This is a genomic window from Rhodococcus sp. P14, assembly GCF_000256505.1.
Taxonomy (GTDB): domain Bacteria; phylum Actinomycetota; class Actinomycetes; order Mycobacteriales; family Mycobacteriaceae; genus Rhodococcus; species Rhodococcus ruber.
Window position 1 is genome coordinate 1 of the sequence record NZ_AJFC01000327.1, and the last position, 11,554, is coordinate 11,554.

An 11,554-nucleotide genomic window follows, 5' to 3' on the forward strand; every position below is an offset into this window, starting at 1 on the left:
CCCGGTCAGCCGGCCGAGCAGCACGGCAGCGGCCGTCGTCGAGGTGGCGTGCGAGGACGGGAAGCTGAGCCGGCTCGGCGTGGACACGTTGACCTGGACGGTGGGGTCCACGGGCCGCGGCCGCCGCACCACCCGCTTGACCACGATGGACGCGGCGTGCGCACCGACGGCGCCGACCGCGACACCGGCCCAGCGGCGCCGGCGCGGGCGGTCGACCAGTGCCCCGACACCGCCGATCACCGCCCAGCCGAAGGCGTGCTCACCGAAGTGCGACAACCCCCGAGCCGCCGCGAGCGCCCCGGGACGCGAACCGACCGTGGACTGCACGGCCTGCAGCACCTGGATCTCGGCCTCGGTGGTCGGCCATTCACGATTCGAAGACACGCTCCCACTCCTCCTTGCTCGTCAGGGCGGGAACCGCGGCCTGGTACTCGTCCTTCAACTCGGGGAACCTGCGGGCAAGCTCCCGGCGCAGCCGCACAGCCTCGGACAACAACGCCTGCGCCTGCCGTGGGTCGCGCTTACGGTAGACGACGCCGCGCCCGTCCGCGGTGGTCACGGTCACACCGTCGACCTGCGAGAGCAGGAACCAGCGGGCGTCGAGGGTGGGCACGTTCAGCTGCGGGCGCTCGTGGTGTTCCGGATGCGCCGGCCGCACGTTGTGCACCAGGCCCTTGGCGAGCCGCACCATCTTGCCGACGGCGCCGCGCGGCTCGCCGACCGCCCCGACCTCGGCACCCGACGGCAGCGGCAGCTCGGTCGACGACGGCAGCACCACGGCGTCGGAGAACCGCCTGCGCAGCGCGTGCACCTCCCCGAGCGCGGTGGGCAGCAGTTCGAACAGACGGTCCGGGCCGGCCAGGAAGTCCTCGATCGCCTTGTTCTGGATCGCCACCGTCGAGTATTCGAGGCACAGCAGGTGCTTGAGCGTGGCCTTGACGGTGTCGAGGACCAGGCCACGTCCGTCGCCCGGCATGTGCAGTGCCGCCACGACGAGACGGTTGCGCAGGTGGAAGTACGCCTGCCAGTCGATGGCGTCGTCCTTGTCGCTCCAGGCCATGTGCCAGATCGCGACGCCCGGCATGGTGACGGTCGGGTAGCCGGCGGCACGCGCCCGCAGCCCGTACTCGGCGTCGTCCCACTTGATGAACAGCGGCAGCGGCTGACCGATCTCCTCGGCCACCTGCCGCGGGATCATGCACATCCACCAGCCGTTGTAGTCGACGTCGATGCGCCGGTGCAGCAGCTTCGACTGCTCGCGGTCGCGCAGCGGCTTGGTGGAGAAGTCGTGGTCGTACTCGACGTTCGGCGCCGCCGTCCACATGAAGTTCGCCCGGTCGATCACCTCGCCCATCGTGTGCAGGTGGCTGCGTTCCTGGAGGTTGAGCATCTGACCGCCGACGAGCATCGGGCTCTTGGCGAACCGGGACAACGCGAGAGCGCGCAGGATCGAGTCGGGCTCGAGTTCGATGTCGTCGTCCATGAACAGGATGTACGGGCAGTCGGTCGTCTTCAGCGCCTCGTACATGATGCGGCTGTAACCGCCCGAGCCGCCGAGGTTGCCCTGGTTGTGGATGGCGAGCCGGTTGCCGAGCGCGGCCGCCGCCTCGGTGAAGCCGGGCTCGTCCCGAACCTTGCGGGTGCCCTGGTCCGGAATGATCACGGCGTCGACGACGTCGAGGACCAGCGGATCGGAGGCGAGGGCGACGAGGGCCTTCACGCAGTCCGTCGGGCGGTTGAAGGTGGGGATGCCCACGGCGACGGAGGCCTCGCCGGGCGCCTCGACCGGCGCGTACCACCCCGCCGAGCGCAACGTGACGTCGGAGTCGGTGGTGATGTCGAACCAGATCCAGCCGCCGTCCTCGAAGGGGCCGAGGTCGATCTCGAACTCGACCGTCGCGGCGTCGTGCGCGGCGGAGAACTCGCGGCCCTCGACGTGGATGCGGCTCGAGTCGGCCTTCGAGCGGTACACGTCGGCCCGGCCGTGCCCGGTGAGTTCGAGTCGCAGCACCACGGAGGTGAGGGTGCTCCAGCGTCGCCAGTAGCTCGCCGGGAAGGCGTTGAAGTAGGTGCACATCGACACCTCGGACTCGGCGCCGATGTTCAGCGACGTCCGGCCGACGGCGTGGGCGCGCCGCGCGTTGGTGGGCGATTCCTCCAGGTAGAGGGTGCGCACGTCGAGCGGTTCACCCGGACGCGGCAGGATCACCCGCTGCAGCAGCGCCTTGCCGAGCCGCTCGTCCACGGGTGCGTCGGGCTCGACGAGCAGGTGCCGGGCGCTCACGAGGCGTCCCCCGCCAGCGGGGTGCCCGAATCGAAGTACGGCGCGAGGGCGTTGTCGAACATGCTCAGGGCGCTCGCGATGGCCATGTGCATGTCGAGGTACTGGTAGGTGCCGAGCCGGCCGCCGAACAGCACCTTGTTCTCCGTGGCCTCCCGCTTGGCCCGCTCCCGGTAGGCCGTCAGCTTGGCGCGGTCCTCCGGGGTGTTGATCGGGTAGTACGGCTCGTCGTCGTTACCGGCGAAGCGCGAGTACTCGCGCATGATCACGGTCTTGTCGGCGGGGTAGCTGTCCCGCTCGGGGTGGAAGTGCCGGAACTCGTGGATGCGGGTGTAGGGCACGTCGGCGTCGTTGTAGTTCATCACCGGGGTGCCCTGGAAGTCCGCGGTGGGCAGCACCTCGGTCTCGAAGTCGAGGGTGCGCCAGCCGAGCCGGCCCTCGGAGTAGTCGAAGTAGCGGTCGAGCGGGCCGGTGTAGACCACCGGGGCCTCGGGGCTCGCGGCGCGGATCTCGTCGCGCACCTCGAACCAGTCGGTGTCGAGCCGCACCTCGATCTTCTCGTCCTTCGCCATGTTCTCGAGCCACGCGGTGTAGCCGTCGGCGGGCAGGCCCTCGTAGGTGTCGTTGAAGTACCGGTTGTCGAAGGTGTAGCGGACCGGCAACCGGGTGATGTTGCCGGCGGGCAGTTCCTTCGGGTCGGTCTGCCACTGCTTGGCGGTGTAGTCGCGCACGAACGCCTCGTAGAGCGGCCGGCCGATCAGGGAGATGGCCTTCTCCTCGAGGTTCTGCGCCTGTGCGGTGTCGATCTCGGCGGCCTGCTCCCTGATCAGGGCCCGGGCTTCCTCCGGGCTGAAGTACCGGCCGAAGAACTGGGACACCAGCCCCAGCCCCATGGGGAACTGGTAGGCCTGTCCCTTGTGCATCGCGAACACGCGGTGCTGGTAGTTCGTGAAGTCGGTGAACCGGTTCACGTAGTCCCACACCCGCTTGTTGGAGGTGTGGAACAGGTGGGCACCGTACTTGTGGATCTCGATGCCCGTCTCGGGTTCGGGCTCGGAGTAGGCGTTGCCGCCGAGGTGGTGGCGGCGCTCGACGACGAGCACGCGTTTGCCGAGTTGCGTGGCGGCACGCTCGGCGATCGTCAGTCCGAAGAACCCGGAGCCGACGACGATCAGGTCGTACTCACCGGTGGCAGGCTGGGGCGAGGGTGCAGCGGTCACGGAAGACCAGGGTAGGCGACCCGCGCGCCCGTGCGCGTTTCCGGTAGCGGGAGCGACCGGAAACACACACGGGTCAGGCGAGGTGGGCCCGCAGGGCAGACCGGACGAACGTCGCACCGTCCGGGCCGCCGTAGTTCGCGGCGAACCGCTCGTCGGCGACGTACATGTCGGCCAGGCCCAGGACGTAGTCCCGGTTCGGCTGCGCCCCGTACCCGGGGGTGCCGGGGATGCTGCCGAGCCACGCGATGTGGCGACGGGCCAGGTCCTGTCCTTCCGGGCCGGCGGGGTCGAGGCCGGCGGCCGCGGCGGCCGTCCAGTCCGCGCCCAGGCGGGCGGCGACGGTCTTCCAGTCCGCCCGCTCGTCGTCGCTCATGCCCCGCCACCAGCGGTCGCTGCTCTCGTAGGCGTCCTCGCCCCAGCGTTCGATCACCTCGTCGCGGTACTGCGTGTGGTCGACCCCGTCGAACACTTCGTCCGCCATCAGTTCCTCACCTCTCTCTGTTCTGCGGATGGTGGTGCGCACCGACTCGATCTGCCGGGCCAGCCGCCGCTGCTCGTGCTCGAGCAGTTCCAGGTGCACGCGCAGCGCCGCGGTGGCGTCGCGGTGTCCCTCGAGCACCTCCGCGATGGCGGGCAGGCTCAGGCCCAGGTCACGCAGCAGCAGGATGCGCTGCAGCCGGACCAGGGCGTCGGCGTCGTAGAACCGCATGCCGCCCGGGCCGGTGCGGCTGGGCTCGAGCACGCCGACGTCGCCGTAGTGACGCAGCGTGCGGCTGGTGACTCCGGCCGCGCGGGCCAGTTCCTGGATGGACCATTCGCCCTTCATTCGCGGGCCTCTCTCGTCGGGTATCCCCAGGATGCGTCTTGACGCTGCGTCAACGTCAAGCGCGTTCGGGTCCCGTTCGTCCGGATCCCCGCCTACGGTTTCCCTGATGCTCCGGCCGGAAGGAAAGACGGTATGACGCTGATCAGCGGACTGCCCGCCCACCCCCTGCTCGTGCACGGGGTCGTCGTTCTGGTGCCCCTGGTGTCGCTGGGACTGGTCCTGTGCGCGCTGTGGCCGGCCGCGCGGCGACGCCTGCTGTGGCCGGTCGTGGTGCTCGCGGCCGCGGCGCTGGTCCTGACCCCGATCACCGCCGAGACCGGCGAGCAGCTCGCCGGTGTCCTGGGCCCGTCCCCGCTGATCGAGACGCACGAGGAACTCGGCGAGACGATGACCCTCGTCGTCGCGCTGTTGTTCGCCGCGACGATGCTGCTCGCGGGTGCGCACGTGCTGCGCGGCCGCGACGACGGCGGCGGGCGACGAGCCCTGATCGTCGTCGCGGCCGTGCTGGCCGTCGTCGCCGCGGTGGGTGCGACGGTGCAGACCGTCCGGGTCGGCGAGTCCGGCGCCGAGGCCGTGTGGACCGGACGGCTGCCGTAGCGACAGTGCGTCAGACCGCTGCCGGCGCCGCTGCGTCCGGCGCCGCTGCGTCCGGCGCCGCTGCGTCCGGGGCCGCGACCGGGGTGCGTGCCGGTCGCAGCAGCAACAGCGCCACCGCGGCCAGGACGACCACGCCGGCGACGGCGAAGTACAGCTGCGCCGGTGACCAGCCCGCGTCGAGCAGCATGCCCGCGGCGGTGGGGGCGAGGATCGCGCCGGCGCGGCCGACGCCGATGGCCCAGCCGACGCCGGTGCTGCGCACCCGCGGGCCGTAGAGGGACGGGGCGAGGGTGTACAGACCGGCGATGCAGCCGTTGATCAGACCGCCGATCACGATTCCCAGCGCGAACGCGACGGCGAGCACCGAGATCGAGGCGAGGAACACGGCCATGGCCGCAGCCGACAGGCCGGTGAAGGTGATCAGGACGGACCGAGTCGACCACCGGCTGGCCAGGACGCCGAACAGCACGGAGCCGACCGTGCCGCCGAGGGTGAGCATCATGCCGGCGGTCGCGCTCTGATCCTTGGTCAGGCCGGCCGTCTCGAGCAGCGACGGGGTCCAGGAATTGACGAAGTAGAAGCCGAACATGGTGGTGAAGAACGCCGCCCACAGCAGGAGGGTTGGACGGGCGCGGCTTCCGGTGAAGAGGTCCGCGATGCGGCCGGCCCCCGCCCCGGCGTCGCGGCTGGAGCCGTCGAGCGAGTGGATCGGGTCCTGGCCGATACGACGGGCGATCCGGTTGATCGACGCGAGGTCGCCGTCTCGGCCGCGGGCGCCGAGGAATTCGATCGATTCCGGCAGCAGCGCGGCCAGCAGCACCAGCACCGTTCCGGTCAGCACCGCACCGACGACGAACACTGCCCGCCAACCGTATTCGGTCTGCAGGCCCACCGCGGCCAATCCGCCGAGTGTGGCGCCGACGCCGTACCCGGCGGTGTAGATGCTGATGGCCAGGCCGCGCCACCGCGCCGAGGAGTATTCGCTGGCGATGACGGTGGTGCAGGCGAGCACTCCGCCGATGCCGAGACCGGTGAGCACACGCCAGGTACCGAGCTGCCATGCCGATCCTGCGGTGGCGGACAGCGCCATTCCGGCGGTGGCGAGTGCGACCGACAGGAGGATGAGCGGCCGGCGGCCGATCCGGTCGGCGACCGGGGCGAGGGTGACCGCGCCCACGGCCATGCCGATCAACCCGGCGCTGAGGAGCACACCGATCGCCGAGCCGCCGAGCGCGAAGTCGGCGCCGATGCTCTTGGCCGTGAAGGCCAGGGCCATGACGTCGTAGCCGTCGAGGATGTTGAGCACTACACACAGGGCGACGATCAGCCACTGGTAGGGGCGCATCGGCGACGTGTCGATGCGAGCACGAAGGTCCATGCCGAATTCCTTTGAGGGAGGGTGTATCCGATGACCAGGCCGTCAGCGGACGGCGAGGGTGACGGTGCCGGGCACGGCGGGGGCGCCGGGACGGCGCACCACTCGCGACACGCAGGCACACAACTTCGTCGCGGCCGCCTTCTGCTCTTCGCTGTAGAAGACGTCACGATGGTCGACGGCGCCGTCGACCGCGGCGATGCCGACCTGGCACAGACCGCATTCGCCCTTGCGGCAGTCGAACATCATGTCGACGCCGGCGCGTTCGAGTGCGTCGAGCAGGGACTCGTCGGTTCCGACGGTGGTTTCGACGCCGAGGTCGGGAACCTTGACGACGAACTCCTCGGCGTCGAACCAGCCGCTGTTGCCGAAGGTTTCGTACCGGAGGTTCGGCAGGGGCAGCTCGCGGTCCGTCCAGGCGCGACGGACCGCGTCCATCAGCCGGATCGGCCCGCACATGTACAACTCGGTGTGCGCATCGACGCCGTCGACCAGGGTGCCGACGTCGAGGCCGGTGCCTTCGTCGTCTAGGTGCAGTTCGAGCCGGTCTCCGTGGAGCGCGGCCAGTTCGGAGAGGAAGGCCGCCGCCGAGCGGGTGCGGGCGACGTAGACGAGACGGTAGTCGGCGCCGACCCGCTTCAGCGCCGTGCCCATCGCGGAGATCGCCGTGATGCCGATACCACCGGCGAGCAGGACGTAGCGCCGCGCGCCGATCCGCAAGGGGAAGTTCTGCAGCGGTGCGGTGACGTCGAGTTCGTCACCGGGGCGCAGCGCGTGCATGAATCGCGATCCGCCCCGCGAGGTCGGGGACAGGTGCACACCGAGGGTGACGGTCCGGCCGTCGGCGCCGGCGGAGACGACGGTGCCGGCGGTGCCGGTGGAGACGACGGAGTAGGACCGCACCTCGCCGGTGTCGAGGCGCACGTCGACGTGGGATCCCGGTTCCGCTCGGACCGGTGTGTCGAGGGCGAGGACGATCCGGGCGATCGCGTCGGCCGCAGGGTCGGTCGAGACGACACGGCCGCGCTGCCAGGAGGGCTGGTTGAAGGCACTCATCTCAGCGCACCGCCTCGGGGATCGAGGTGCCGGCGGCGACGATCCGTTCGGCCTCGATCATGCGCTGGATGATCCTGCGCACCCACATGCCGCCGGCGTCGATGTTGAGGTTGTAGAACTCGTGGCCGGGGTTCGCCTCGATCGCCTTCTGCTGGGCGGTGAGCATCGCCTCGTCCTCCCCGAAGACTCCGTGGACGCCGTCGCGGGTCTGGGTGGTGATCAGCTGGCTGTCGAGGCAGTAGTTGCGCATGAACGCCCAGAAGTAGAGCGCGGTCTTCTCGTCGACCGGGGAGATGGTGTTCATCACGAATCCGTTGACGCCCTGGCTGCGGTCCCCCTCGGGGGCGCCGGTGCCGGCCTTGGCGACACCGACGTCGATGCGGATGGTCGACGGCGCCTGGAACTCGATGATCTGCCAGCGGTCGACCTTGCCGCTGAAGCCGGGGAACTTGTCGCGCATGTTCTTCTGCCAGAACGGGGGCGCGTCGATGTCGAGCATCCACCGGGTGACGGTGACGGTGCGGTCGTCGTGGGTGACGGTGAAATCGGACTCGCTGAGTTCGTCCTGCCCGATCGACGACGAGTGCACGAACTCCTCGTGGGTGAGGTCCATGAGGTTGTCGAGCACGAGCTGGTAGTTGGCCTGCACGTCGATGGTGCGTCCGTCGCCGGCCCAGTCGGGTGAATCCATCTGGAACATGTCGGGGATGGTGTCGGGGTCGGCGAGCATCGGATCCCCGGGCCACACCCACACGAAGCGGTGCCGCTCGACGACCGGGTACGAGGCCACCATCGCGGACGGGTTGATCGTCTGCTGGGCGGGCATGTGGGTGCACCGGCCGGCGGAGTTGAACTGCAGGCCGTGGTAGGGGCACCGGATTCCGTCGGCGCCGACGAGGGTGCCCATCGAGAGCGGGGCGAGGCGGTGCCAGCACGCGTCGGCGAGGGCCACCGGCCGGCCGTCCTCGGTGCGGTAGAGCGCGAGCGGCTTGCCCGCGATGGTGCGGGCCAGGATCTCGCGTCTGCCGACCTCGTGGTCCCAGGCCGCGACGTACCAGGCGTCGAGCGGGTAGGCCATGTTCTTCGCGGTCGCCCCGGCGGGCCCCAGATCGGTCATGTCGTTCCTTCGGGAAGATCGGCGAGACTACCTATCGACATAGATAGTCGGTGACGTGAACCACACACTAACTATCGATATAGTGGTTGGCAAGACCGGTCCCCGAAACGAGAGGTGAGGACGAGATGAGCCTCCGCTATGCCCTGCTGGCGCTGCTCACGGCCGAACCCCTCACCGGGTACGACGCCGCCAAACGCTTCGGCGGCTCCGTCGGTTTCGTCTGGCACGCCCCCGACTCGCAGATCTATCCCGAACTCCGCCGGATGGAGAAGGAAGGCCTGATCGAAGGCGAGCAGGTCCGCTGGGGGCCGAACAGCACCAAGACCCGCTACTCGATCACCGACGACGGCATCCGCGCCTTCCGGGACTGGATGAACGCCCCGGTGGACTACGGGCCGATCCGCGACGCCCCGCACATGCGAGCGGCCTACTTCGAGTGGGCCGACCCCGACCGCGTCCGCGAGAACCTACAGCGGCACATCGACTACTACACCGAACAGCGGGCCCGATGGGCCGCGATGCGCGCCTCGATCCTCGACGCCTCCCACCCCACCATCGCCACCCGCATCGAGAAATACCCCGCGCAGGAACACGAACGGATCATCGCCTACAAGGCATTCGCCTACCAGGGACTCGTCGACCGTGCGACCGCCGAGATCGAATGGGCGCGCGACGGCCTGGATCTCGTGGACAAGCTGTCCCCTCCGTCGCCCTGATCCCGGCCACGGCGGAACGTCGCGGGGTGCAGGCACCGCCGCGGATGCGACGCCTGCGGCGATCGGGAGGTTCCGCGGGCGTTCACCGCGGCGCCCGGCGTCGTTGGCGCGCCCGTCGCCGCGGTCCGGCTCACTGAGACCGGTGCGCATCGTTCAGCTCGCCAACTTCTACGGGCCCCGGTCCGGCGGCCTGCGCACCGCCCTGCACCAGTGGGGCGGCGGGTACGTCGCGCGCGGGCACGACGTCGCACTGGTGGTGCCCGGCGCCCGGCGCGGCGAGGAACTGCTCGGGAACGGGGTCCTGCGGATCACCGTTCCGGCGCCGGTCGTGCCGTGGACCGGCGGATACCGGGTGGCCGACCCGCGACGCGTCGCGGACGTGCTGCGCGGCCTGCGGCCCGACGCGGTGGAGGTGTCGGACCGGCTGACCCTGCGCGGGTTCGGGCGATGGGCGCGACGGCGCGACGTCCGCAGCGTCGTCGTCTCCCACGAGCGGCTCGATCGCCTGCTCGGCCAGGCGCTGCCGGCACCGGCCGCACGCCGGGCCGCCGACCTGGCCAACCGCCGGATGGCTGCGGACTACGACACGGTGGTGTGCACGACGGAGTTCGCGGGTGCGGAGTTCACCCGCATCGGGACGCCGAACCTCGTGCGGGTGCCGCTCGGCGTCGACCTCGACCGCTTCCATCCCGCCCGTCGCGATCGGGGCCTGCGCGAGCGGTTCGTACCGGGCTCGGTGCGGCTGCTGCTGCACTGCGGCCGGCTGTCCGTCGAGAAGAAGGTCGAGCGCAGCATCGACGCGACCCGGTTGCTGCGTCGTCGCGGGCACGACGTGCACCTCGTCGTCGCCGGCGACGGGCCGAGACGACATGCCTTGGAACACAGAGCCAGAGGGCTCCCGGTGACGTTCACCGGGTACATCGGGGACGCCCGCCGGCTCGCCGCGCTGTTCGCCACCGCCGACGTGTCGCTGGCCCCGGGCCCGCACGAGACGTTCTGCCTGTCGGCGCTCGAATCGCTCGCGGCCGGCACGCCGGTGGTGGCGTCGCGCTCGTCGGCGTTGACGGAGATCCTCACACCCGAGTGCGGCGCCCTGTCGGCCGACCGCGGAACGGCGTTCGCCGAGGCGGTCGACGAGATACTCCGCGGCCCCGACGACGTCCTGCGCCGCTCCGCCCGTCGTCGCGCCGAGCAGTTCGGCTGGGCGGCATCGGTCGACGGGATGCTCGCGGTACTCGGCGCCTCCGGATAGCGGTTCACCGACGCGGGGCTCCCGGCCGAATGTCACATCGCGTCGATCGGATCGACCCGATGTGACATTCGGCCACGAAACCAGGTGCTACTCGGCGCTTCCCGTCCCGGGCAGCCACTCACGCATGATGCTCGAGTCGATCACCTGCGCGCCGAGGTCGGGGGTCCAGACGATGATGCCGCCGGTGAAGACGCGGAACTTGCCGCGTTCGTCGGGCAGCATCAGCTCCGGTCCGACCGGGGTGCCCAGGGCCCCGTCGTGCCCGCCGAGCTCGAGGTACTTCTCCTCGATGGGCGAGCCATGGCCGGTCTCGAAGGGTTCGTCGCCGACCTCGGGACCGGGCTCGGGCGCGGGAGTGGACGGCGGAACCGCGGCCTCCGCACCCTCCTGGACGGTGAACCAGTCGGAGCGCAGCCCCAGCTTGGCGCGCGCCTCGGCACCCGTGGTCTCGACCGTGCGGTCGGCACCGACGATGCGGACGTGGGTGACGCGGCCGCCGTCGGCCCCGAGGTTGTTGCGGCCGACGATCTCGAACGCCTGCAGTTCGCCGACCCCGAAGGCCGTGCCGATCTCCCCCGCGGTCATCGTCTCGGCCCACTGCCGGTTGGGAGCGACGGCGTCCCCGAGGTCCTCCACGGAGGGGAAGGTGCCACCGGCCGAGTAGCCGCCCGTCGAGGCCGAGAACTCGCTGGCGACGACCTTGCCGTCCGTCATCAGGACGGTGCCGCGGGTCGAGTTCACCGCCTCGTTCGTGCGGGGGTCCTCCTTGCTCGACCCCGCATACACCTGGCAGTTCTGGCTGTCGCACGTCTGCCACAGCGGCGAGCGGTTCTCCGCCGCGGCGTAGGAGCGGGCGGCGATGGCCTGCGCGCGCAGCGCCTCGGCCCCGCCGGTGTCGGCCCAGCTGGGCAGCGACTCGGCCGGGACGACGCTGAGCAGGTAGTCCTCCATCGACAGCCGGTTGACGGTGCGCGGCGCCGCGCCGTCGAGGACGACACCGAGCGAGCCGCGGTAGGGGGCGCTGTTGCCGCAGAGCTTGAGGTGTTCGGCGACGGGCCGGCCCTCACCCATGTCGACGGGGTCGACCCACGGCAGGGCGGCGCGGGCCCGCCCC

General features: G+C 70.6%; 11 protein-coding genes. 3 read left to right on the forward strand and 8 right to left on the reverse strand.

Translation table 11 applies throughout. The features are described 5' to 3' along the window. The 4 genes from OEY_RS0123420 to OEY_RS0123435 form a co-directional block, all read right to left on the reverse strand. The coding region (locus tag OEY_RS0123420; protein WP_010596193.1) for a phosphatase at positions 1-384 on the reverse strand (384 nt) is incomplete at its 3' end. Further along, entirely contained in the window at positions 368-2,284 is a 1,917-nt protein-coding gene (locus OEY_RS0123425; RefSeq protein WP_010596194.1) for a glycosyltransferase, read from the reverse strand. The genes OEY_RS0123425 and OEY_RS0123420, both read right to left, overlap by 17 nt. Next, positions 2,281-3,501, reverse strand: coding sequence for a UDP-galactopyranose mutase (gene glf, locus OEY_RS0123430; protein WP_010596195.1), 1,221 nt, complete (start codon positions 3,499-3,501; stop codon positions 2,281-2,283). Before glf ends, OEY_RS0123425 begins: the two co-directional genes overlap by 4 nt. A gap of 73 nt (positions 3,502-3,574) precedes the next feature. Beyond that, the gene (locus tag OEY_RS0123435; protein ID WP_010596196.1) at positions 3,575-4,327 is read right to left on the reverse strand and encodes a MerR family transcriptional regulator; all 753 of its coding nucleotides are present in this window, start codon (positions 4,325-4,327) and stop codon (positions 3,575-3,577) included. Between the two features lie 132 nt (positions 4,328-4,459). Here OEY_RS0123435 and OEY_RS0123440 point away from each other — a divergent pair, with 132 nt between their 5' ends. Then, entirely contained in the window at positions 4,460-4,924 is a 465-nt protein-coding gene (locus OEY_RS0123440; RefSeq protein WP_010596197.1) for a DUF2231 domain-containing protein, read from the forward strand. A gap of 10 nt (positions 4,925-4,934) precedes the next feature. On the opposite strand, the gene OEY_RS0123445 is transcribed toward OEY_RS0123440, so the two are convergent. From OEY_RS0123445 to OEY_RS0123455, 3 genes are read right to left on the reverse strand one after another with little or no spacing between them, the layout of a single operon-like run. Continuing rightward, positions 4,935-6,302 (reverse strand): MFS transporter, encoded by a 1,368-nt coding sequence (locus tag OEY_RS0123445; RefSeq protein ID WP_010596198.1) that lies wholly within the window; start codon positions 6,300-6,302, stop codon positions 4,935-4,937. Between the two features lie 42 nt (positions 6,303-6,344). Next, positions 6,345-7,355, reverse strand: a complete 1,011-nt coding sequence (locus OEY_RS0123450; protein WP_010596199.1) for a PDR/VanB family oxidoreductase — start codon at positions 7,353-7,355, stop codon at positions 6,345-6,347. A 1-nt stretch (position 7,356) separates the two neighbouring features. Further along, the gene (locus OEY_RS0123455) at positions 7,357-8,472 is read right to left on the reverse strand and encodes an aromatic ring-hydroxylating dioxygenase subunit alpha (RefSeq protein ID WP_010596200.1); all 1,116 of its coding nucleotides are present in this window, start codon (positions 8,470-8,472) and stop codon (positions 7,357-7,359) included. 125 nt (positions 8,473-8,597) lie between these two features. Here OEY_RS0123455 and OEY_RS0123460 point away from each other — a divergent pair, with 125 nt between their 5' ends. Then, complete coding sequence (locus tag OEY_RS0123460) at positions 8,598-9,188, forward strand: PadR family transcriptional regulator (protein WP_010596201.1); 591 nt, start codon at positions 8,598-8,600, stop codon at positions 9,186-9,188. Between the two features lie 142 nt (positions 9,189-9,330). Beyond that, positions 9,331-10,440 carry a glycosyltransferase gene (locus OEY_RS0123465; protein WP_010596202.1) on the forward strand — a complete coding sequence of 370 codons (1,110 nt, stop codon included), beginning with the start codon at positions 9,331-9,333 and terminating at the stop codon, positions 10,438-10,440. Positions 10,441-10,527: 87 nt separating this feature from the next. Here the strand turns inward: OEY_RS0123465 and OEY_RS0123470 are convergent. Next, positions 10,528-11,554: SpoIID/LytB domain-containing protein (locus tag OEY_RS0123470; protein WP_010596203.1), on the reverse strand; the 1,027-nt coding region annotated here is incomplete at its 5' end.